Origin of the sequence: Anabaena azotica FACHB-119 (assembly GCF_014697625.1) — a bacterium.
Classification (GTDB): domain Bacteria; phylum Cyanobacteriota; class Cyanobacteriia; order Cyanobacteriales; family Nostocaceae; genus Trichormus; species Trichormus azoticus_A.
Genome location: NZ_JACJSG010000075.1, coordinates 1 through 22,922 on the forward strand (window position 1 = coordinate 1; position 22,922 = coordinate 22,922).

Consider the following 22,922-nt stretch of genomic DNA (forward strand, 5'->3'; position numbering starts at 1 on the left):
AATGGCATCTCTGACCGTTTTTGTGCATTTACCAGTAGTGGGCAATCATCATGCTGACACTAGATCGCTCCAAAACATCAACCCCTGACTACAGCCTGCTCAATGACAGCATTAAAGAAACCTTCACCTCCCTTGACCGTTTCGAGTGGCAAGCTGTAGGCGAACTCCTCCAAATGCGGGACTCTGAGCTTTACCTTGAGGCTGGCTACACTTCTTTTAAAGAATACTGCCAAGCCGAACTGTTAGCTTGGGGAGGTTTAAGAAGAATTAACCAACTGTTAGGAGCAAAGAAAGTTATTGACACGGTTGGGGAACTAGGGTCACACATCAAGAATGAGCGTCAAGCCCGTCCCCTACTCAGGTTAGTCAAGGAACCAGAGAAACTAAGGGAAGCAGTAGCGATCGCAGTTCAAGAAAACCCTTCACCCAGCGCCTCGGATTTTGCGACTGCGGCTCAGAAAGTGGTTCCTCGCCAACCACGCCCACGCACAAAAGCACCATCTCAGGAACCATTGGTTCCTAAAAACAACATTGTCAAAATTACCTCACCATCTCACCCCAGATGTGGAGATGAAGGAACTATCGAGGCTCCTCCGCCCAACCCGACCCAACAGATAGTCACTTTTGCCGATGGTGAGAAGTTGCTGGTTAATAATGATGATTTGACTATCGAGCGCAAATACCCCCCAGAATACGCCGAAGCGATCACACAACTCGAACAGCAGTACCAGCAGAAATTGGAACGGCTAGAACAGGAGTTGAGGATTGGGTTACTTTCTGAAGCCAAAGCCCAGGCCACTGAACAGGTACAAGAAGAACTGACTTCATGGCAAAAATTATACCAACAGCAGAAAGAGCAGAACATACAGATACAGCAACGTTTAGATGAGATGGAAGCTCTGAGAAAGTTGGGGGATGAGAACGAGCAGTTAAGGCAGCGTAATCAGGAGCTAGAAAACGCGGTACAACAAAGACCTGCTCAGGAGTGGGGAAATACCCTTACTAAGCAGGCCGCTAAGGCACTGAACAAAGAAGTCGTGCGATCGCTAGAGAATACTATTGACCTGCGATCGCTGGCGGAGGAACCACCACTAGAAAACGCCCAGGAGTGTTTACGCCTAATGGGTATCGCCCTCGGTAATTTGGCGACGGCAATGAATAACACCCAAGCGTTACAAGCGGCGGCCTTGATTTTGGGGAGTGAACCCACACCGCAGGCGATCGCATATCGTGCCGAACAGTTACAGTTATTACCCCAAGCTGTGAGTGATATTCGGGCGGTGCTTGCCAAACCTGCGTGTACTTGGCAGGACTATCTGACAGTGGCCACTGAATACGAGGTTATCAAAGCCGACTACACAGCAGAGCTAACCCCCCAAGAAATTGAGTTAATCACTGCACTGGAGAAATCCACACTACCTAAAACTATAGAAGTTGGCTCAATCGTCGCCCATGCTGATGAGTATTCCGCTTTGTATGTAGCAAGGGGAGAAGTTATAGAAGATTTGGGCGATGAAGTTTGGGTGGCTTGGGAGCATTGGAAGGATCGCCCGAAAAAGACTGACCGATATTTTAAAGATGAATTGCGGCTGTTGTAAGTATAGCCAGTAATTTTTAGACCCAAAACATGACTACCTACAAAACACGACACCCGGCGATCGCGCCAGGGGTAATTGTCGTGCGTCTATATCAACAGGAGCAAGTATAATGACAGCAACTATTACACGACCTATTACCAGAAAGACAACAAAGGAAAAACAGGAGTCACCCTACAAGCGGCTTCATGTGATTATCCCCATCGAAGATATGCTTTGGGCCTCACAGCAAAGACCCTCAGTCAATCAGCTATGGCAAGAATGCTGGACTTCTGACCCCTATGGTTCTCGGTGGATGCCTTTATCAACCAACCTCGGCTACAGCAGTTTTATCTGTGCAAAGAAAATTCTCTCCCAAAGTGGGCTGTTCATCTTCAAGCCGGACAAGTCGATACAGGATGGACGTGAAACTGTGGGCTGGATGGTGAGAAATTTGCATGGCAGTCGCATGAAGGAATTTTGGGATAAAGCAACTGCTGAAACTGAAGAACCAAATGCTACAAAACAACAATCAAGTGCTGAAAAATTAGAAATGGATGCTATCCCTAGAGAAATACGTTGTAAGCACAAAGCGTCTATTTCAGATGAAAGCCAGTCAGAGCAAGGATTCTGTGAACCCTCACGAACTGCTCAGAAACACCTCACGAACTCTTCAAAAGAGATCGTGAGGTGTGTTTCTTCCACGCCAAACGAAAATTCGCATGGTGATGAGACGGCGATCGCACCCTTGGGGGGTGCGTCGCCTCAGACCTTGGAAGGCGTGGAAGAAAGAGAAGAGTTACCTACAGTAACGGACTGTACGTCGCTATCGCTCGTGGATGGTGTACCAAGTCAACCCGCTTCGTTGTTGAATGAGAAACAAGACTTGGGTGTTGAGCCAGGAACCACTCATGAAGGCCATATTTCCGCCGCGCCGGGTGCTTCCGGTTTTGAAAATTCGGTAACACAAAGTGACCATAGTCAACCCGCTCCGTTGTTAAATAAAAATCAAGACTTGGGTGATGAGCCGGGAACCAGTCATGAAGGCCATATTTCCGCCGCGCCCATTGCCTCTGGTTTTGAAAATTCAGTAACTCAGAGTAAGGAACCAGCAGGGCATAGTCAACCTGCTACGTTGTCGGCAGAGAAACAAGACTTGGGTGTTGAGCCGAAAGCCACTCATGAAGGTGGTGGTTCCGCGCCGTCTGCTCCAGAGCCGGAAACACAACCTGATAAATGGTCGAGTGAGGCGATCGCTCTTCGGTCAAAGGCTAGACCCTGGCGGATGGAGAAATTGAAGATGGCAGGGTTACTCAAAGAAAACCCTGGCTTAGATTTTCTCATGGAATGCTGGAACGATGACCCCGCCTTGCAGATTGTAATTACGAGGTTGGTCAGGAAGTGTCCGCAGTGGGGTTATGTGGTTGTCGATAGCCAGTTGATGGAGTGGGAAAGAGAGTAATGCAGTGCGGCAAGACTAAAAGCGATCGCTGCACTGCCTGATTTGATGGAAAAATCCATGCAGCCCAGTCAACAGGAAGTGCAGTTAGTATCGCAACAGCTATAAGAAATGCCCTGTACACCACAGTTTAGTCTCCATGCAGAGATTCAGCGCACGGTCAAGCAGTTTTGGGCGAATGGCCGGGTGCGATCACGTATTTGAAATAGGCTAGGTTTCGCTATTGCTATTTTCAAACTAAAAGTAAAGGCTAACTGTTTATTGTTCCCTGATGTGAGCGCTCCTGCCACCACCGTAAATAATGAACGAAGGTTTTTTCTACTTTAGGCTGAAGAGATAACGAATTTAAATCAAGTAACTCTCTTTCTAACTTAATTTTAGTAATTTCTTCTAATCCTACTAGAAAAAGACGTTCATAACGCTTTTGAGTAAATGAACTAATCTTAATAAGATTTAAAGTAGGTAATTTGAATAAAGATGCTAATGGGATCATTTTTAAGATAGTTGTTATAAATTTAGCTGTTGCCCCAATTTGTGGTGAACAAAATGGTTGTAATGCTGTGGCTCCCTGATCAGCCATATTAACGAGTTTTTGAATATTCTCAGCCTTTTGATAATTATAAATTTGCTGGTTGTAATCAAGTACCAATTGGGTTATTAATTCATTATATGATTGTAAATTTATTATTGAATCAGAAATTTTTTGTTGTACATTCTTTACTAATTGTCTTGCAGAATTTATCTGAAATATTGCACTATCTACTTCAGATTCATACTCTTTAACTTTTATAAAAGCTTTTCCTAATTGACGATTTAGAAAGAACCCAGCAATTATTACTGCTGGACTTACAGCAATATTTCCTAATGAAAGTAGAGTTCCAATAATTATACCTCCAGTATGAATGCTAATAGAGTATTTTCTTAAGCTATTTATTGTAGTATTTCCAATTTTTTGAATATCTAAATATTGAGAAGACAGGTTCTGAAGTGCTATTTTTATAGGATTAACTAAATTATTGTCTGCATAGTAGCTATCAACACTAGTATTCTTGCTCATGTAAGATTTAATATTATTTAATATGTTTGCATTTTCTTCAAGATTCTGAGATAAAAATTCGTATTTTAATATATTTTGCTTATCCTGCGTGATTATCTCCTTAAGAACTTGAATAATTGTTTCTATATCTTTTATATTAGATAAGGTTTCATGCCGAATTTGAGAATGCTTTTCAACAAGCTTATTAGTATATTTCAAATTATTCTCTAATTCATTAAAAGCATTCTCATAGAAATTGGTAATCTTTTTAAACATTTCTTCTGGTTCATACATATTGCCAATAGCTCTAGCAGAAGCTAATGCTCCTGTTGATGCACTGATTAAAGCAACAATACTCAAAATAAGTGAAAGCATAAAATGTTCCTAATTGTAACAAGTAGTGATGTCTAATTATCTAAATGCCAAGCTTAGATAAAACATGGTCTATATGTATATTTCCCAAAATCGAAAAATAACTAACATTTAGAATCTAATAAGAAGACCTGACCCTAGCGGATAGTGAACCAAGACCTGATGTGAAGATGCCCAGTTAAGCGGTACTGGGGCAATGTGCCGGGTGCGATCGCTTATTTGAAGGATGCAGTGCGGACTTGGAAGAGGGTTAAGTCACCGGAAGCGGTGTTTGTGGCTGCTTGTAAGGAGGGTCGGAAGCCGGAATCCGCGCAGGTCAAGTCTGGTGTGAAAAAATGGTTTGAGTGGGCTAGGAAAAACAGGATTGTGATTGCTATGTCGAGTGAGGTGGTGTATACGCCGGATGGTGAGGCGGTGGCGTTGGCGGAAATGATACGGCAGTATCCGGCGCAGAGGTAGGGTTTCCACATTCGCCTAAAATTCTGAGGAATGCGTCTGCCTAGATAAAATCAACTTCAGAAATTATTATTCACTTATGATGATTCCACAAACTTATACGGGAATACTTATAAATGGAAACCTATTTATTCAGTTATAGTTTTTTATAAGTATTTTTTCTGTTGTTAAGTAATTGTAAAAACAGCGCTAGTTAAATAGCAGTATTATTGCCAACGTGTCTTAGTAGGTTAAAACTATGTCTGAATCGCATATCCAAGCCCAAGATTGTGAGTTATATCACGTGTTCATACCTTATGATAAAGCCAAATTTGGAGGTTCTACAACAATAACTTTGCGCTCAGGCAAAAGCATGAATATTAATATACCTGCTAATAGTGCTGAAGGCGATCAATTAAATTTTACAAGGACTAACTTAAATAAAAATCATAACTTATTTTCAATAGTTATAAATCAAATAAACAATCAATTTTTTTCTCAATCATCAAATCATCAAAATAATGTAAGAGTTGTTTTGCATACGTTGTTTGACAAAGAAATCGATATAGAAAAGGTTATATTGAATTTAATAGAAAATGCAGATATAAAATTAGATAGCAAAAAAAGATGTAGAATAGTGTATGAACAAATTAAAAATGGTACTCATTTAATTGACTTGCCAGCATTGAAATTATTAGACTTTATTGTTGCTTCTTCTCAATCAAATTCATCATTTATTAAAAGATATAACATCGCTAGTCAAAACTCTAAAATACAAATAATTGATAAGTGCATTGAAGATAGTCTATCTTTGTTAGACATAAAAGAAAATCAACTACTAATTATTAAAGGTACTTATCAATATATTAAAGCAGGAGAGTATAACACCAATTTTAACGTTATCAATCAATTGGATTATATTATTAATAATTCATCTATACCTAATGAAATCAAACAAATTTATTTTTATTTTAGTTATTTATCTAAAGCAACCACCACAGAAATTTTTATTACAGATTTAATTGAAAATTTTCCTGCACATAAAAATGGTTTTAATAAAACAGAATTATTTTCTATATATAAGCAAATAAGGGATGGGAAGCCAGTTTATGAGCAAGAAAAAATCCTGATGTTAGAATCTTTAATTTTGGCTTCGTCTATTCCAGAAGAGTGTAAGATTATTTATCAATTAATGCGTAATCCAATAAATAATTCCAAGCAAAATTACAAAGAAAGTAATTATTTAATTGATGTAGTCAAAAAAGCAAAGGATTCAGTCGAAAAAGCATCAAGTATTATTCCAACAGCTACTAAACTAGCATCTGCAAGTGGAATAACAGCAGGAACAGGAATAGCTATAAGTAGTTTATCTGGAGGCGCAGCAACTAATGCGACGTTAGCTTTTTTAGGAGGTGGTTCTGTAGCAGCCGGTGGATTAGGAATGTTAGGAGGATTAGCAGTAGCAACAGGTGGATCTGCTTTAATTGGTGCTGCTGCACTAATTTCTATTGCTTCCGTTACTCAAATGAATGTAGAGAATAAACAGAAATTAGGAATGGCTGCGGGAGTAGGAGTGGCAACCAGTGCGGCTGCTGTTAGTACAGCTTGGGCTGCTGCTAGTGCTTTTGGTGTAGCTAGTACAGGTACGGCAATTAGTACCTTATCAGGAGCAGCAGCATATAGTGCTACTATTGCATCTCTTGGTGGGGTTGGGGCTATAACTGGAGGAGCAGCTCTTGTTACACTTGGTGCAGGTTTTGCCGCTTGGAAGTTTTTTCAAGGAGATAAAAATAATTATAAAAGGATCTTGAAACAGCTAGAGGCCAATCTGTATTCGTAAAACAAACAATTAGCTTAAGATGTACAGCATTTAGTTAAGGTATATGCCCGTAAGTTTGGTATCGAGACACCACTATTTAAACTTTCTCAGGAAAAGCAAACCTGGGGAGGCTGCTCAAAATATAAAATAATTCGTATTAATTGGCAGTTAGCTGATGCCCCTGTCTCAGTATGAGAGTATGTGGTCGCTCATGAAACTGTTCACTTGTTACACCTCAATCATGGTGATGGTTCTGGGCGGTGCTGTCATACTCCATGCTGGGCTGGAGGGGGCAGAAGGAGCAACTGGAATCTTAGGCGGTGAGGGAGAAGCGGGATTAGAAGGAATAGTTTGGAGTAATGGCTGAAAGGTTAAATACTAAAAGAAACTTTACACAATAAGTTAAGTATTAATTCAAGCACAATTTGTAAGCTTCATACGAATCGGCATATTTTCTACTGCAAAAATATTTTTGAGTGTGACTAACTTAAAAAAAATGGGAATACTTAGCTATAGGTATAAAACTGTTCAATATATCCTCGCGCCTAAGTATGTTTCCTCCTACCCTTGAAGAAAGTATCTCAGTTACACTCAACCAAACTTTCCAAATCCGAGGTATTACAGCTACTGTTACATCTAAGGGTAGAGTAATCAAAGTTATTTTAGAGTCAAGTGAAATACCAGAACCGGAAAGCACTACAGCGTTAGTCAGATATGCGATCGCTAGGCTAGAAATAAAATCGATGGCAAAAGTTAAAGTGCTTGCCAAGCAGAGAAATAGTTTTGATATTGCTTGGGGGCGAGAGTTTGAACTGGAAGCTGAACCGGAATCGTTTGCAATGAGTGAGCCTGAAGTAGAAGTTGGAGGTTCAAGATCCAAAAAGGTATCGCCTGATGAATTTCAGCAAGCTCTGGAAGAATCCACAAAGACAGCTAAGATTGCTTACCAAAAGACTTTCAACTACTACCAGGAAATTGCAGCCCTCTTAAAAACATTCAAGCTTGATTTAAACCAAAACATATCTCGTTTATTAAAACAAAACAATATTCATAAATTTAATTTCATTAATGATTTGAAAAATATATCAGATGAAATTGAAAAGTATACTAATGAAGAACTTAAAGAACTTAGAAACTCCTTGGACATAAAAAGACAACATTTATCAGATTTTACAATTGTTCTATTTGGTAGAACTAAAGCAGGTAAAAGCACTATCCGTGAAGCTTTAACTTGTGGTGATGGTAGTACAATCGGTACAGGTTCTCAACGAACAACTAGAGATATTAGAGAATATAGATGGAAGGGCTTACGTTTAATCGATACCCCAGGTATTGAAGCTTATCAAGGAAATGAAGATAAACAGAAAGCTCTAGAAATAGTATATGAATCTGATATAGTCATTTTTTTAACTAGCGATGACTCTGTTCAACCCGGTGAGTTTGATGCGATGGGGTGGTTGCAAGAAATAAAAAAATTCTTTTTTGTTATCCTTAATATTAAAGCCAATATTGATAACTCTAAACGTCTTGAAAGATTCATTAGAAATCCAGATAAGGTTTTTGATGCACAGAGATTAGAGGAACATAAGCACCATATCCGAAATTATGTTGAACAGAGTTTAAATCTAAAAGATATACAGATTAGTTGTATTCATGCTTATGCCGCATTCCTTAGTAATCAACCTCAATATGATGAATTATCTGAAACGCTTTGGCGGTTAAGCAGGATAGAAGAAGTCTACAGTTTAATAGTCTCAGAGATATACACGAGAGGAAAACAAAGACGCTGGAATACATTCTTTGATGCTATAATTTACTTCCTTGACTCAATTATAATCACGTTAAACAGACATCAAGAATACCTGTTATCACAAGTAAGCTTTATGCAAGAAAAACAGGCAGAGGTTGAAAATATTTTTAAGGATAATGTGAAAAATGGAAAAGCTAAAATTGCAAGGCAATGCAGAGACTCTTTTAGCAAAATTAAACAGTGGATTCCCGCATTCGTAGATGAATATTTAGGGAAAGATATTGCTCAGGCTGAGTATCAAAAGCGAATGAATCGAGAGAAGGAAAAAATTGAAATTGCTATGGAAGGTTTATTTGAGGAAATAGTTCAGGAATTAGTAGTATCTTTAAATGAGTTTCAAAGGCAATACCAGTATGATATGGGAACTATTAAATTAGAAACTACAAATTTTGATAAATATCAACAATTTCAAGTTGGAAAAATTCTAAAATGGGTAAGTGTTGGTTTAGGTACGGTTTCTGCCGTTGCTTTAGGTATTGGTACTTTTGCCGCAGCTAATTTTTGGAATCCTGTAGGTTGGGTAGCTGCTGCTACATCTATTGCAGTTGGATTATTTGGTTATTTTTTTGATGATCACGAAAAGAAAGCATGGCAGAAAGCTAAACAGGAAGCAAAAGAAACTCTTTGGAAAAGTTTAACTCAGTCTGAGCAGCAGACTTGTGAGACTTACCAAAGAACAATTGACACAAATATTGCTGTTAGAGCTAAAGCTGAAGTGCTTGAACCTATAGATATTTATATTAAAGAAATACTAATAATTGTATCTAACATCAAAAAAATAATTTTAAAACTTGAAAACATAAAGAGAGAGATGAAACGAGAATCACAATATACGCAAACTCGTAACAGTTCATCGTATCAAAATAATTTTCATAATAAACCATCAATTATACCTGATGAATTATTATAAGTATTGATATTCTGTCATTATTCATGCTAACAACATCAAGCATTTCTATACAAATTTAAGCTACTTTACATAAACAATTATATTGACTAAATCATGGAGCTAAGATAAATGTCCGAGTTTAAATTTAAGCAAGTTGCCAGCAGAGTCAAAAACTTATGCTCTGAAACACTCAAAATTCTTTATTTGTCTGATGATAATGAAATAAAGGAAATTGCAAAAGATTTTGATTTATTTATTCATGATTACCAACAAAAAAGACAACTGACTGTTGCTTTCATTGGACAATATAACGCTGGTAAGTCTACTTTAATTAAGGCGATTACAGGTGACATATCTGTCAAAATTAGTGCTGAGATTTGTACAGATAGGATTACTGAGTATTCTTGGAAGGAAGTTCTTTTAGTTGATACTCCAGGTGTATATGCAGGTAGAACAGAGCATGACCAGATAACTCTAGAAGCAATTTCAAAAAGTGATTTACTTGTATTTGTTGTTCCTAATGAGCTTTTTAATCCTCAAGGCGGAGCTTTTTTTAAGAGAGTTGCAAATGAAATGCAGCGTGTTGGACAAATGCTTTTGGTAATCAACAAAATGAGCCGTGAAACTGGTAAGCCAGAAGATTTGTTAAAAACCATTTTAACAGTTATCGAACCTCATCACCCTAACGATTTTTATACTTGTTTCATCGATGCTGATTCTGATTTAAAAGCAAGATTAGAGAAAGACTTAAATGAGAAAGAATTTTTGCTTGAAGAATCTAACTTTACTACTTTTTTATTATCATTACATAGATTGATCGACAAAAATAAATTATACGCAAGACTTTTAACCCCTCTCAACCGAGCTTTAGATATATTAGAAAAGTCTCTTAATATTTTAAGTACAGGTGATAAGTCTACTAGAGATATTTTAGAAATACTTCATCGTAAAATATTACTTATAAAAGCATCTCAAATAAGATTTAAGAATTTTTATATAGCAGAATTTAATAATCTTGAACATGAAGTAATAATGATTGGTGAAGGTGTTGCTAGTAAAGTTGATGGGCGGCATAGTGAAAAAGATATTAATTTGCAAATTAAACAAGCTGAGAAACAAATAGAGTCAGCTACAAAAGGAACAATAGAAAAAATACAGTTGAGTTTGGAGGAAGAATTAAGTAGGCTGCAAACTCAACTTGAACATTTGTTACAATCAAGACTGGGACGTTCTCTAGCTGAAGAAGTAGAAATTTCATCAACAAATAAGAAGCAAGTTGATTATGAAGATGTAGGAGAGGCTAAAAAAATACCTTCTCTATTAAGAAAGAGTCCTGAAGCTGTACGAGCCATTGGAGGTTTCTCTTCAGCAGTATCTAGAGACTTAGTTTATAACGTTGGTAAATTCTTTGGTGTTAAATTTAAACCTTGGGGAGCGGTGAACTCAGCTAAGTTTATTAGAGGTTTAGGGCCTATTATTGGAGGTGTAGGAGCCATCTTAGAAATTTTTCTTGCTGCTAAACAGGAAAAGGATGAGGCAGAATATGAACAAAAGCTTCGTGAAGCACGAGCAGAATTGCGCCAGAGTTTTCGACAAGTAGCATTAGAAATTAGAAGTGAATATGAAAAAAATATTCAAACAGATATAATTTCTGGTTTTTATAATTCCGAAATTCAAGATATCGAACATCAACAACATGAATTACGAGATAATGAAAGCTCAAAAAGTGAGGTGGTTAACCAAATCGAAAACCTGATCCAAAAAATAAAAAAGGAAATAACTACTATAGATAATATTGCTTAATTTGAATGAATATAGGACTTACGCATTGACAAATTAAATAAACAATGCTGTCAGAGTAATGAGAGAAAAACAGGCGATCGCTATTCACTCATGGACGGGAAAGACGGATAATTTACACTGGGAGCATATTTAGGGGTTTAAGCTATTAGAACGACTACCAAGCCATCCACTGCCAAGTGCGATCTCAACACTTATACGTTATTTTTACTGGCAGAATCGAAATATGCAGGCTGTAGACGTTTGGCAGACATAATGAAAGATTTGTCTCATGATAGCGTCAACAGATTTTTGCTACGCGAGAGATATGAACCCAAGGACTTATTTGAAGAAATCAAGCCCAATATCAATTTAATTGGAGGTACTTTAAGTGGTGATGATACGGTAATTGATAAGCCCCATAGTGACCCAAAAATAGCAGAGCTAATCGGTTATTATTATTCAGGAAGGCATCATCGTGCTGTCAAAGGTATTCAGTTAATTACCTTGTATTACACGGATGTTTTAGGTAAGTCTGTGCCTGTCAATTATCGCATCTATAACAAACAAGAAGAAAAGACGAAAAATGATTATTTGCAAGAAATGATTGTGGAGGTTCTGAGTTGGGGGTTAAGTCCAAAAACTGTAACTACTGACACTTGGTATTCGAGCCAAAAAAATCTGAAATTCTTTAAAGACAAAGGTTTAGGTTTTTTAACTGGTGTAGCTAAAAATCGCTCATGTTCGGTTGATGGTAAAACTTTTACCCAAGTCCAAAATTTAGAAATTCCCGAATCTGGTTTAATAGTGTATCTGAAGAATTTTGGTCAGGTAAAGGTATTTCGGAGAAGTTTCAAAAACGAAACTTACAGATATTACATTATGTACACTCCTGAAAAAGATGCACTCTCTTCAATTTCTAGAACAGAATTTAGGGAATTGCATTCAATACATTGGGGTATTGAGTGTTACCACAGAGCTATTAAACAAGTGTGTGGCATTAGTCGATTTATGGTGAGGACATCTGAAGCAATTAGAACTCATTTTTTTAGTGCGATTCGAGCTTTTACACAACTAGAACTAATGCGCTCCGAAGAGTTAATTGAAAATTGGTATGAAATCCAAAGGAATTTATCTCTTCAAGTAGCTCGTGACTTTATTTTAGAACACCTAACACAGAAGTTGGGCTTGACTGCATAGTATCAACTTTCTGTCAATGCGTAAGTCCTAGAATATTTGTAGTGCATTACAGCTATACAGAATTTAGCTTCAAATGCCACTATCAAAAGCTAAAAGCTTTTATTGATAGGGTTGCAATAGCCTCTGCCATAAGCGTGTATATCGCTGATTGTCATTTGTAGTTCGTACAGCTAGTGCGATCGCTTTCTTGGAACCAACGACAATCGCCAACTTCCTCGCACGGGTTAAACCAGTGTAAAATAGATTACGCGACAGCATTATAAAATGTTGCATGAAAAGTGGGAAGATCACCACCGGGAACTCTCCCCCTTGCGCTTTATGACATGAAATCGCAAACGCCAAAGTAATCTCATTCAAATCCGCATAATCATACACCACAGCCCTCCCACCATACTCAACCGTTACCTCCTGCTCCTCCGTATCAATATCAACGATAGTCCCCAAATCCCCGTTAAAAACCTCACGATCGTAATCATTCATCTGTTGAATAACGCGATCGCCCTCCCGCAGAATCAACCCACCCCGGCTAATCTCCACCTTTCCCGGTGCAGGCGGATTGATTAACTGCTGTAACACCGCATTCAAATTCCTAGTTCCCACCAAACCCCGCGACATCGGGGATAGCACTTGCACATCCGTAGCTGGGTTGAAGCCCAGCCGGGGAATGAACTCGCTCACCAATTCGCAGATTGCTTGCACACCATGCTCAGGGGTGTGACCGCCACCATGCCATAAGCAGTCCGACTGCGGATTGTCGCTGATAGGCTCCATCGTTGGGTAATCACCCTGGTTGATTTGATGTGCGGCGGTGACGATCGCACTCTGTTGAGCTTGGCGGAATACTTGTGTTAATTTGACCACTGGTACTTGGAGCGAAGTAATCAAGTCAGCCAGCACTTTGCCAGGGCCAACAGACGGTAATTGGTCGATGTCACCCACCAGCAACAGTTGTTTTCCCTGGGCTACTGCTTTAACTAGAGAATAGGCTAGAAACAAATCCACCATACTGGCTTCATCGGCAATAATTGCATCATAGGGTAGGGGACTCTCATTGTCCCGCTTGAAGCCCATTGTTTTCGGGTCAAATTCCAGCAAGCGGTGTATCGTTTTTGCTTCTAGCCCGGTCATCTCGGATAATCGCTGTGCGGCTCTGCCAGTTGGTGCAGTCAGGGCAATGCTTTTGCCCATCGCCTTCCATAATGAGACTATAGTGTGTGTAGTGAAAGTCTTGCCCACCCCAGGCCCACCAGTCAGCACCATGACAGGAGAGTACGCCGCCGTCTCTACCGCTTGCTGCTGTTGGGGCGATAGCTGGATTTTGCGGCTGGACATGAATCGGTCTAACCACGCACGAACACGGGGGATATCTTGTGTCACTGGCTGGCGTAACCGTCGAGATATCAATTGTGCCAAGTTCTGCTCGGTGTGGAAGAACGTTGGTTTATAGCAGAGTAATAATTTTTCCCCGTAGCTGTCCCTGACAAATTCTCGGATAAGTTCTTCCTTGGCTGACATCTGCTTGATTATTTCCGCGATCGCATCCTCCGTAGGCTGGTGGTCATCGGTTGCCAGCAGCTTGGAAACTTGCTCGATTAGTTCTGGTTGTGGCAAGTAACAATGTCCATTCTCGGCTGCTTCACTCAAAGCGTGGATGATACCAGCGCTGTAACGAAACTCTGAGCTTGAAGGTACGCCGAGGTTTCGCGCAATCTTGTCGGCAGTGAGAAAGCCTATACCATATATGTCGGTGGCTAGCTGGTACGGGTTGGCGGTGACGGTGGCGATCGCCTTATCTTGGTATTGCTTATAAATTTTGACGGCGTATGTTGTAGAAACGCCATGAGTTTGCAAGAATACCATTACCTCTTTTATTGCCTTTTGCGTCTCCCAGGCATTCTTGATGAGCTTGATGCGTTTCTTAGCAATACCTTGAACTTCGATTAATCTGTCAATTTGGTTTTCGATGATATCCAGTGTTTCCAAACCAAAGTGTGCAACGATGCGTTTGGCTGTGACTGGGCCAACTCCTTTGATTAGTCCACTGCCTAAATATTTCTCAATCCCCGTGAGGGTTGCGGGTTTGGTTTCGTGGTAGTTGGTGACATTAAACTGCGGCCCGTACTGCGGATGGTCTTTCCAGAAGCCAGTTAGTTGTAGCGTTTGCCCTGGCTGGATGTTGGCAAAGTTGCCGACTATGGTAGTGAGGTCGGTGGAGCGAGAGCGGGTTAGCCGTGCGACTGTGTAGCCTGATTCCTCAGAGTGGAAAGTCAGGCGCTCGACTACTCCGGTTATTGTTTCGTACTGTGGTTCTGCTTTTGGTTGTGCTGTTGGTAGAGTGGACATTGGGTATTAAAAATGCCGCACACTATTATAAACTTGTGAATGCAATTATTATAGTACGCAAATACTACTATATTTATATAGCGACGAGGTAGCTGGGCGCTTGCGCCATCGCGCTCTGCCATCTGACCCAACTAAACCGAAGCAACTCCATGAGTGAACCTATTCCACCCTACCCAATCATTACCCCAGGCACAAAAATACTGCTGACCAACGGCATTCAAGGTACGGTCAAAGGCGTTAGGTAGGGGTTGGGGGGCTTTGTCTCTAATTGAATGGCACGCTTGTAAAGAGAAAATCGCGCTCTTAGCAGGGGAGCAGGGAGCTTTCTAGCAAGGGGGAGAGAAGAGGCCTTTGTGCAGGGAGAGGGGGAGAAGGGCTTTAAGAGCAAGAGTCCAAAGTATCCCAATTCCTCTTTTCCCCCTGCAAGAGCAGCAAGAGCAGCCCCTGGAGCAACCCTTACGCCGCATACCTTTCAGCTTAACGAGCGTGCCATTCAGCCCTGGATAAACTGGAGGCGTTCGCTAGCTTCTATGGCCCAGATTTTTATCAACTGCCGCGTAATACCAGGGCGAATTACCTTGTCCAAAACGACTTGGTGCGTTCCTGATGAAGTTCCATTTGTGGAATCTGGGCTTGTACTTTTGGGAGCGGGGCAGGAAATGACATGGCAAATGGTATGACATTCGCATTGTGCATCAGCCTTGCTTACTCAATAAAACTGTTGACAGCTTTTGTGTTCATATTGCGGCTAAAATTGCTTCTCACTCTCTACGTCTATTACTTCGTCGTCGCTTTAGTATCAATGTTCTTACCTTCCAATCTCAACCTATTTAATTCACATTAGGCGTTATTTATAAGCAATAACATCATCTGGAGACGCAATTTTTACCTCTGCTAATGTCTTATTACAGATGTAGAAGCATTGTGAATTGCCGATTCCACTAAATCCTAATTTGGTGTAATGCCCGTAGGCAGAAATCAAAAATTAAGAAACGTTTGTGATCTCAAAACCGTAGATGGCTGACCACAAGCGTTTTTGGTAGGTAATGCTCCTTAACACTTTTGCCAGGTCGATCTGACTTTTGGGAAAGCACCTGGGTGATTGCACTCCGGTTGTAGTCCTCTACGAAGGCAGGAAAAATTGAAGACAGAATCATGCTTGGGATAGATAAAAGTTGAAAGTGAAGTGACCTATGGTTACTGTGATAACAGATGTGGGGATTTATGAAAGCACTGCTGCTATATCCTCAATTTTCCAAATCCTTTTGGTCTTATGATCTCCTCATTGAAATTGCTGGACTGAGGGCAAGTGATTCGGCCTTTCGGAATTATTATTGTTGAAGCACTCTTACGACAAGACTGGGAAATTCGATTTGACAATTATCAATGTCATTTGTGAAGCCGAAGTAGATTTGGAGTAATGCGATTTCGTGATTTTTTCATCCATGATAGTGCAGAAGCCGGATTTCTATCTGCTGATTCAAAAAGTCGTCCGGTTGGGTAAAACAGTAGCCGTAGGTAGACTGGGCAATTCAAATTTCTAAACTTACATTTGTTTTGGAGGCTTTGATCATGTCATTTACTATTGATTCAGCTCGCTCCATTTTCCCTGACACTCAAGTTGCTAATGTGGTTCCAGCTACCATTGAATCATGCAATCAACTCAGTGCTGAGGATCAGTTGGCTTTACTTTGGTTTGCCTATACCGAAATGGGAGTTACAATCACTCCCGCTGCTATGGGGGCAGCCAATATGGTCTTCGCAGAAAAAACCCTGACTCAAATCAAGCAGATGTCTGCTGGAGAGCAAACACAAGTGATGTGCGATCTGGTTAACCATGCTGATACGGACATCTGTCATACATACTCATCTTTCGGCACGAATGTCAAGTTGGGCTTCTGGTATCAGTTAGGCGAGTGGATGAAACAAGGAATCGTTGCTCCGATTCCCGAAAATTATAAACTTTCTACGCAAGCAACAGATGTCCTCCAAGCCATCCGTCAACTTGAAGGGGGACAGCAACTCACCGTATTACAAAATATTGTCATCAATATGGGCTATGTCCCAACATCTGGGACTCAAACCGTTAAAGAACCTGTGGTTCCACCTAAAGATATCGCTCCACGAGCTAAGGTCAGCATTGAGGGCATCGACAACCTGACAGTCCTAAGCTACGTGGAGAATATGAACGCCTTTGACTTCCAAGGCGCTGTGGCTTTATTTGCTGAAGACGGTGCTTTGCAACCCCCTTTCCAGGAACCGATTGTGGGTCATGAGTCGCTCCTCGCATATATGCGTGAAGAATGCTATGGACTCAAGCTGATACCAGAACGGGGGGTATCTGAACCAGCAGAAGGAGAATTCACCCAGATTAAAGTGACGGGTAAAGTTCAAACACCTTGGTTTGGTGACAGTGTTGGCATAAATCTAGCATGGCGGTTCTTACTCAATCCTCAAGGCAAGATTTTCTTTGTGGCAATTGACGTGCTGGCATCACCCCAAGAGATGCTGAACTTGGGCTTGCTCCGGTAGACCACGCTTGGGGTAATTTGGGACATAGACCCTACAAGTTCCTCAATTTGGTTTTCTATAACCATGATGATTAAACTAAAATGCTGGAGGTTGGTATGAATTGGGTGAAAGTGCTTGCTCAAGATGCGCTCCCCCAAGATGCGCGTTATGTGGTGAAAGTGGGAAACCACACGATCTTACTCCTGCATCATCAAGAGCAGATATATGCAATGGATAATGCTTGTCCTCACATGAAGCTGCCTTTGCAAGGTGGCAAAGTAACAGAAGACCATGCAATCGTTTGTCCTTGGCACCATAGCGCCTTTGACCTCCAAAGTGGAGATGTCAAAGATTGGAGTCCCTGGCCGCCTGGGGTAGGACGAGTTCTAGCTATGGTTTCCAAACAAAAGGCTCTGACAATTTTCCCAACTCGTGTGGAAGAAGGCAGTATCTGGGTCGGTCTAGAGGAGTAGAGTAGGTGTCAACTAAAGCTTACTGCTGAAAGTTTTTAAAGCACTTACTTTGACTTTGACGCTCACCTTGAAAATATCATTTCTGCGGATCAAACTCCCGAATCATCCCCCCTCACCCAAATTTTGTCATTTTCATAAAAATCCCCCCGTTGCTCTAACGCAAACCCACCGAGCAGCAGCCCCAACCAAACTTCTACCATCGGCATCTTTAACTTGCGTTGCAGTTTTGGTAGGGAAATCTCACCTCTGACCTGAACCAGATATTGAGCGATCGCATTTCTCCACTTATCGACATCCTCATCCCCCGCCAATAAATGAACATCCTCCACAGTCTGGATTTCCAGCATTGCCAGCACGTCTTCTTTCTCCACCGGGGCGGCTACTGAATCAGCACTGGTAACAGGATTAGTAAACTGATGCGGCCCGTGTGGTCTAAAGGTCTGCGCCGGGGGGTCTTCGATTAGGTCATCTAAATCTAGCTGCATTGTTGTCCGCACCAGCCCCGCAAAGATATCTGTGCTGATCACTGGCCCATCTGTATCTGTTTGGGCGCGGACATCTTCTAATAACCATTGGGCGCGAGTTTTGAGAATGTCGGCGATTTGGGAGAAGGCTGTCGCTGCGATCGCCAATTGTGCTTCTACTGACAAATTCTCTAACTCAGTATCCAAACATGACCACACCGCCGCGAGTGAAGAGGTGGGCGGGGCTTCGGAGATTTCATCTAAAATATCCCAGATTGTCAGCTGTTGGTATACGGTCATGGTTAGGGTACAGGGGGCAAGGTGGGCAATGCCCACCGTCAGGTGTCAGCTGTCAGTTGTCAGGTGTCAGCTGTCAGTTGTTAGCTGTTAGTTATCGGGTGTTAACTGTCAGGTGTCAGTTGTTAGTTGTCGGTTGTTAGTTGTTAGGTGTTAGTTATCAGGTGTTAACTGTCAGGTGTCAGTTGTCAGTTGTTAGTTATCAGGTGTTAACTGTCAGGAAGAAATTTCCGGTAATTTTAGCGAAATGTAAAGAATCAGGTAAAATGCTGATCTTAATGATAGTGAACCGCTAGTATAAGGTAAAGGCGAGTATATGTGAACGCCTAACTACATCTGCATCATAAAAAAGCTTTGAAGATTTGTATAGCCCTACAAACCAACTTTTAGAGTTGTGGGTTTGCGGACTAAGTGAAATTTTTTCAACGCAAGAATAAGGGTTTGAGCTACCTTTGTTGCAGACTAAGTGAAATTTTTTTGCGGACTAAGTGAAAAATTCCCCCTAAATTCGCAGACTAAATGAAATTTTCCGCAAGCAGGGAGATAAAGCGTGTCAATTCGTTACCCCACAAGGCTTTGGAGCAAAATTCTATAATTAGCGATCAGCTACGCTGGGCGCTTGCGCCATCGCTGTGTGACTACGAGAGAATCAGGGTTCCACAAGTAGAATTTCAATTAGTCTGCAACAAAATTTCACTTAGTCCGCACAAATTTCATTTAGTCTGCAAACCGACAGAGTTGTCAAATCAACGCTGCCAAAACAGGGAGTTTTTATCGTATTTTATATCGGATAAAAGATAAGGGTGCGTTATTTTGTATATATTAGTACAATTGTACTGAGTAATAAAACATAACTTAAGCAACCAGTTCCAGGCGATCGCATAGCCCCAGCAGCGCTACCTCGTCGCTGGACAAAGAATAATAACGTTTGCCCTGTCCGTTTAGTAATACAAAACTACTAATACAACTATAACTAAAATTATTGGGTATTTGCTAATACTATTGTACTAGTGAATGAGCAGGATTTCGCCCACCACCTAGATACTACCTCGCCTCGCATAACGATGGCTATCTCCGTAACATCTAGGTTGCATCAAGGTTACTAAAACTATTGTCCACAAAAATTTATAGCCTGTTTACCTAGATGGCTAAAATATCTGTATATATGTATAATATGCAGCATCTTTACTGCACTATCAAGGTAGTATCTAGGGCAAAGCCAACTTAAACCTGTGTGGGTTACTGAGTCATGATTAATTTAAGTAATTTAAGCTGGAGTAGGCGATCGCCTACGCGGGGCATTCCACAAGTTTATTGTTATCAAAAACCGCTTGTTCCAGAAAATTGTACTAATCTTTTTAAAGGGCGAATTGATACCCTCCGTGAAATTAAAAATCTCTCAGTTTCTTGTCAAACATTGTTAATTCACGGTGAACGAAAAATCGGTAAAACTTCTCTCCTTCATCAAATACCCCTCTTACTAGACAAGTCAGATATCGTTCCTTTACTAATAGATGTACAAAGTGCAGCATCAGCTACCACAATCAAAGGATTCGCCGCAAATCTAGCCCAACAAATTATCGATTCCGCCAGACGTTCACCCCACAGGCTAAACTTACCTTCTCCAGATAGCAACAAGCTGAGTGAAGATCCATTTCCCGCGCTACAAACTTGGTTAACTCAAATAGAACGCAGTTATCCTAGTAAGCGATTTCTCCTATGTTTAGATGATTTTGAACGCTTGAGTGAAGTAGTCAACGCTACAAGTAGCCGTGCGCCACTCAACTTTATTCGTCACCTAATGCAACATCAAAAACAATGGATTTTGCTGTTCAGTGGTTCTCACCAATTATCTGAACTTGATGCTTACTGGAGCGATTATCTAATCAACACTCGCGCCTTGCGAATGACTTATCTGCAAGAATCAGAAGCCCATGACTTGATTACAAAACCAATAGAAGACTTCACCAATATTTACGAGCCAGAAGCAGTAAATAAAATTATCCAAACTACTCGCTGTCAGCCTTACCTCGTGCAATTGCTATGCTACGAATTGGTAGAATTGCTAAATCGTGACATCAGGGCAAATAGAAGACAACCATCAACAGCCAAAGCCACATTAGCCGATGTGCAAGAGATCATACCCATAGCACTAGAACGAGGTGATCAATATTTTCGGGAATTGTGGACAAGTTTAGAAGAAAGCGATCGCCATTTACTCAGTCGTGTCATTGCAGGCGAAACCCCCACCCCCCAAGACAGCAAACTAATTAAAAAACTAACACGCAAAGAAATTCTTACACCAGTTGGCAACGCTTTTCAAGTACCATTAGTGCAGAAATATCTACAACAGAAAGCGGCTAAGTAGGCGCAAGATAGCGATCGCACTTCCGAGCAAGCAATCAACTCGTGGGATTGGAAAGCACTACCATACAAAGTTTTTAGCGATTTTGAGCCTCAGTTCGGTGGGATTGCTTGAATATCTTGCAGCGCCTAAGTTTCGCCATCGATTACCGACACAATTTTTTCATAAGCATCGCTCAGGGCTGTCAACATTTTTTCAGTTGCTACTGTTGCCTCCTCAATTAATAGGAAGCTTTCTGTTTCTATAATATTAGCTTCTTGTAAGCTTTGAACTTCTGTTGAATTTAACAACAAACGTAAAGTAGTTTTGTAGCCCATCAGAATATCATGAATGCGGTTCTGGGCTATGAGAAGCTTTTGAGCTTCAGCGTTAGTTAATGTTGTTTGCATATTTTTTCGTTATGCTAAACCTAATTCGGCTTTTTAGCCGGATTTAGATAAGACAAGAGTTACAGCTACTTATTTTAGTTTAATTATAGTTAAGCTGGGTTCTGTGATACGGGAGCATCCCAATTTGGGGAGAACTGGCGAAGCTGCCCTCAAGTGCAAACTATACCGTTTAGTTTAAAAAAGGGAAAAGGCTGCCCTGCATAAGAAACAAAACTGCGTCCAGGCGTAGCTGCAAAGCGCTTTAACTGGTTCCAACAAACTTACTTTATTTGGGGTGGGCAGTATAGCTGACTTTTCACGGTATGTGGAAAAGTCAGAGGGTGTGGGGTGTAGGGTGTAGTAAGGCTTTCTTCTTTTTCCCTACACCCTACACCCGTTTTACCACCCCCTGTCTTGACGGGGGTTTTAGGACTTCCCGTGAAAAGTCAGGCAGTGTAGGGCTGTTATATAAAGCAAAGCCCTGGTGTCAGTATTTCAGTAGCATCTAGATAGCATCAAGGTGACTAAAATTATTGTCAGCAAAGTTTTATAGCTTGCTAACCTAGATAAATAAGCAATTTATACTTATGTATAATATGTAGCAACTATACTAACATCCGCTCTGGTCTTTTGATGTTCGACACAATCTCTGTCTAACTGACGTTGCTATGCACAAACCAATGAAATCTGATGCACGGAGTCGGCTATGAATATTATTGCTGCCACAGGCCACAGACCCACAAAACTAGGTGGGTATTCCCCTGCTGTGCTTTCACGGTTGACGGATTTGGCTACTGCATATTTTGAGCGCATTAGTCCCACACAGGTTATCTCCGGCATGGCCCTCGGCTGGGATACTGCGATCGCTATAAAGCGGGCGGTTACGCCATCGCACTCGCCGCTATTAATTTCAATATTCCCCTGATTGCGGCTGTACCCTTTGAGGGGCAAGAGTGTAGGTGGGGGAAAGAAGACCGACAACGATATGATGATATCTTGGCTTGTGCTAGTCAAGTCGTCATAGTTGATAGGTTGTCTGAATTTAAATATATTGTCCCCGGCACTACAACCAATCAATATCATCCAGGTAAATTGATGAAACGCAACGAGTGGATGGTTGATCAGTGCCATCGCCTAGTTGCACTTCACGATGGTTCCACTGGCGGCACTGGCAACTGTGTTAATTATGCTAAGTCCAAGAAAGTTCACATAGTTAATCTGTGGAAATCCTGGGTTAAGTACCGTGGTTTTTAATGAAGAGTCTGCCTCCAATTGGAGGTATTTTTTTTCTTCGGCTTTAACTTAGGCGATCGCACCCCAGCACCTATACGCCACCATGACCATTCGACTTCAACAGGTATTCCCAAATACGCCGAATCTCTTCCCTAAATGCTTCTCTGTCACTCTCTATAATTTCTATGGCGTTCGTCACTACATCGGTTAAGCTGGCCACATCTTCGGTTAGCTGTGCGAGAGCTTGAGTGTTGGTCGCCTGCTGTATGGCGTTTTGGCGAGCCTGTTCTTCAAGCTGGGTCAGCACTTCATTGTGGCGGCTCACTGTCTCGGATGTGGTAGTCGCTATCTGTGCCACTTGTGTTATGAGTGGGGTTAATTGGAATGGCACTAAGAAAAGCTACAAGCCTTACCAATTAAGCAGTTTGTAATTGTTTACGTAATTGATGGCGGGGCTTGGTCATTACAGGATAAGCTTTCGGGCGGCGTTTTTTA

The 22,922-nt window shown here is 41.0% G+C and carries 17 protein-coding genes and 1 pseudogene; 12 read left to right on the plus strand and 6 right to left on the minus strand.

Going from position 1 to position 22,922, the window contains the following annotated elements; genetic code table 11:
• Window positions 1–50: 50 nt before the first annotated feature.
• Both H6G83_RS32335 and H6G83_RS32340 read left to right on the plus strand, forming a co-directional pair.
• Window positions 51–1,598 (plus strand): hypothetical protein, encoded by a 1,548-nt coding sequence (locus tag H6G83_RS32335; RefSeq protein WP_190479854.1) that lies wholly within the window; start codon window positions 51–53, stop codon window positions 1,596–1,598.
• 109 nt (window positions 1,599–1,707) lie between these two features.
• The gene (locus H6G83_RS32340) at window positions 1,708–3,036 is read left to right on the plus strand and encodes a hypothetical protein (protein ID WP_190479885.1); all 1,329 of its coding nucleotides are present in this window, start codon (window positions 1,708–1,710) and stop codon (window positions 3,034–3,036) included.
• A 247-nt stretch (window positions 3,037–3,283) separates the two neighbouring features.
• Here the strand turns inward: H6G83_RS32340 and H6G83_RS32345 are convergent, their stop codons facing one another.
• Complete coding sequence (locus H6G83_RS32345) at window positions 3,284–4,444, minus strand: hypothetical protein (RefSeq protein WP_190479856.1); 1,161 nt, start codon at window positions 4,442–4,444, stop codon at window positions 3,284–3,286.
• A gap of 691 nt (window positions 4,445–5,135) precedes the next feature.
• Here H6G83_RS32345 and H6G83_RS32350 point away from each other — a divergent pair.
• The 6 genes and pseudogenes from H6G83_RS32350 (at window position 5,136) to H6G83_RS32375 (ending at window position 12,373) form a co-directional block, all read left to right on the plus strand.
• On the plus strand, window positions 5,136–6,716 hold the full coding sequence (locus H6G83_RS32350) for a hypothetical protein (protein ID WP_190479888.1): 1,581 nt from the start codon (window positions 5,136–5,138) through the stop codon (window positions 6,714–6,716).
• Between the two features lie 33 nt (window positions 6,717–6,749).
• Window positions 6,750–6,890 (plus strand): annotated as a pseudogene (locus tag H6G83_RS36475) (YgjP-like metallopeptidase domain-containing protein); the annotation flags it as partial.
• Window positions 6,891–6,906: 16 nt separating this feature from the next.
• Entirely contained in the window at window positions 6,907–7,062 is a 156-nt protein-coding gene (locus H6G83_RS32360) for a hypothetical protein (RefSeq protein ID WP_190479858.1), read from the plus strand.
• 184 nt (window positions 7,063–7,246) lie between these two features.
• Window positions 7,247–9,415, plus strand: a complete 2,169-nt coding sequence (locus H6G83_RS32365) for a GTPase (RefSeq protein ID WP_190479859.1) — start codon at window positions 7,247–7,249, stop codon at window positions 9,413–9,415.
• A gap of 108 nt (window positions 9,416–9,523) precedes the next feature.
• Entirely contained in the window at window positions 9,524–11,197 is a 1,674-nt protein-coding gene (locus tag H6G83_RS32370; protein WP_190479860.1) for a GTPase, read from the plus strand.
• Between the two features lie 144 nt (window positions 11,198–11,341).
• On the plus strand, window positions 11,342–12,373 hold the full coding sequence (locus H6G83_RS32375; RefSeq protein ID WP_190479881.1) for an IS701 family transposase: 1,032 nt from the start codon (window positions 11,342–11,344) through the stop codon (window positions 12,371–12,373).
• 99 nt (window positions 12,374–12,472) lie between these two features.
• On the opposite strand, the gene recD2 is transcribed toward H6G83_RS32375, so the two are convergent.
• Window positions 12,473–14,716, minus strand: coding sequence for an SF1B family DNA helicase RecD2 (gene recD2, locus H6G83_RS32380; protein ID WP_190479863.1), 2,244 nt, complete (start codon window positions 14,714–14,716; stop codon window positions 12,473–12,475).
• Between the two features lie 1,572 nt (window positions 14,717–16,288).
• Between recD2 and H6G83_RS32390 the strand changes: the two genes are divergently transcribed.
• Entirely contained in the window at window positions 16,289–17,248 is a 960-nt protein-coding gene (locus tag H6G83_RS32390) for an orange carotenoid-binding protein (protein WP_190479864.1), read from the plus strand.
• 95 nt (window positions 17,249–17,343) lie between these two features.
• Window positions 17,344–17,700 (plus strand): Rieske (2Fe-2S) protein, encoded by a 357-nt coding sequence (locus H6G83_RS32395; RefSeq protein ID WP_190479883.1) that lies wholly within the window; start codon window positions 17,344–17,346, stop codon window positions 17,698–17,700.
• Between the two features lie 89 nt (window positions 17,701–17,789).
• On the opposite strand, the gene H6G83_RS32400 is transcribed toward H6G83_RS32395, so the two are convergent.
• The gene (locus tag H6G83_RS32400) at window positions 17,790–18,464 is read right to left on the minus strand and encodes a hypothetical protein (protein WP_190479867.1); all 675 of its coding nucleotides are present in this window, start codon (window positions 18,462–18,464) and stop codon (window positions 17,790–17,792) included.
• A gap of 1,246 nt (window positions 18,465–19,710) precedes the next feature.
• Here H6G83_RS32400 and H6G83_RS32405 point away from each other — a divergent pair.
• A complete protein-coding gene (locus tag H6G83_RS32405; protein ID WP_190479869.1) occupies window positions 19,711–20,829 on the plus strand; it encodes an nSTAND1 domain-containing NTPase in 1,119 nt (372 codons plus the stop codon).
• A 125-nt stretch (window positions 20,830–20,954) separates the two neighbouring features.
• Here the strand turns inward: H6G83_RS32405 and H6G83_RS32410 are convergent, their stop codons facing one another.
• Together H6G83_RS32410 and H6G83_RS35045 are read right to left on the minus strand one after the other, a co-directional pair.
• Window positions 20,955–21,215: a hypothetical protein gene (locus H6G83_RS32410; protein ID WP_190479871.1), complete on the minus strand. Its 261-nt coding sequence runs from the start codon at window positions 21,213–21,215 to the stop codon at window positions 20,955–20,957.
• A 645-nt stretch (window positions 21,216–21,860) separates the two neighbouring features.
• A complete protein-coding gene (locus H6G83_RS35045; RefSeq protein WP_206759018.1) occupies window positions 21,861–22,208 on the minus strand; it encodes a hypothetical protein in 348 nt (115 codons plus the stop codon).
• Between the two features lie 81 nt (window positions 22,209–22,289).
• Here H6G83_RS35045 and H6G83_RS35050 point away from each other — a divergent pair, with 81 nt between their 5' ends.
• Window positions 22,290–22,448 (plus strand): hypothetical protein, encoded by a 159-nt coding sequence (locus tag H6G83_RS35050; protein WP_206759019.1) that lies wholly within the window; start codon window positions 22,290–22,292, stop codon window positions 22,446–22,448.
• A gap of 70 nt (window positions 22,449–22,518) precedes the next feature.
• Here the strand turns inward: H6G83_RS35050 and H6G83_RS32425 are convergent, their stop codons facing one another.
• Entirely contained in the window at window positions 22,519–22,734 is a 216-nt protein-coding gene (locus tag H6G83_RS32425; RefSeq protein ID WP_190479878.1) for a type 2 periplasmic-binding domain-containing protein, read from the minus strand.
• Between the last annotated feature and the right edge of the window lie 188 nt (window positions 22,735–22,922).

What these genes read in the sequence shown, in the direction of transcription:
- H6G83_RS32340 (WP_190479885.1), top strand. Translation starts at nt 1,708, where the DNA reads ATGACAGCAACTATTACACGACCTATTACCAGAAAGACAACAAAGGAA.
- H6G83_RS32390 (WP_190479864.1), top strand. Translation starts at nt 16,289, where the DNA reads ATGTCATTTACTATTGATTCAGCTCGCTCCATTTTCCCTGACACTCAA.
- H6G83_RS32350 (WP_190479888.1), top strand. Translation starts at nt 5,136, where the DNA reads ATGTCTGAATCGCATATCCAAGCCCAAGATTGTGAGTTATATCACGTG.
- H6G83_RS32360 (WP_190479858.1), top strand. Translation starts at nt 6,907, where the DNA reads ATGAAACTGTTCACTTGTTACACCTCAATCATGGTGATGGTTCTGGGC.
- recD2 (WP_190479863.1), bottom strand. Translation starts at nt 14,716, where the DNA reads ATGTCCACTCTACCAACAGCACAACCAAAAGCAGAACCACAGTACGAA.
- H6G83_RS32410 (WP_190479871.1), bottom strand. Translation starts at nt 21,215, where the DNA reads ATGCAAACAACATTAACTAACGCTGAAGCTCAAAAGCTTCTCATAGCC.
- H6G83_RS35050 (WP_206759019.1), top strand. Translation starts at nt 22,290, where the DNA reads ATGAAACGCAACGAGTGGATGGTTGATCAGTGCCATCGCCTAGTTGCA.
- H6G83_RS32395 (WP_190479883.1), top strand. Translation starts at nt 17,344, where the DNA reads ATGAATTGGGTGAAAGTGCTTGCTCAAGATGCGCTCCCCCAAGATGCG.
- H6G83_RS32400 (WP_190479867.1), bottom strand. Translation starts at nt 18,464, where the DNA reads ATGACCGTATACCAACAGCTGACAATCTGGGATATTTTAGATGAAATC.
- H6G83_RS32345 (WP_190479856.1), bottom strand. Translation starts at nt 4,444, where the DNA reads ATGCTTTCACTTATTTTGAGTATTGTTGCTTTAATCAGTGCATCAACA.
- H6G83_RS32405 (WP_190479869.1), top strand. Translation starts at nt 19,711, where the DNA reads ATGATTAATTTAAGTAATTTAAGCTGGAGTAGGCGATCGCCTACGCGG.
- H6G83_RS32365 (WP_190479859.1), top strand. Translation starts at nt 7,247, where the DNA reads ATGTTTCCTCCTACCCTTGAAGAAAGTATCTCAGTTACACTCAACCAA.
- H6G83_RS32370 (WP_190479860.1), top strand. Translation starts at nt 9,524, where the DNA reads ATGTCCGAGTTTAAATTTAAGCAAGTTGCCAGCAGAGTCAAAAACTTA.
- H6G83_RS32335 (WP_190479854.1), top strand. Translation starts at nt 51, where the DNA reads ATGCTGACACTAGATCGCTCCAAAACATCAACCCCTGACTACAGCCTG.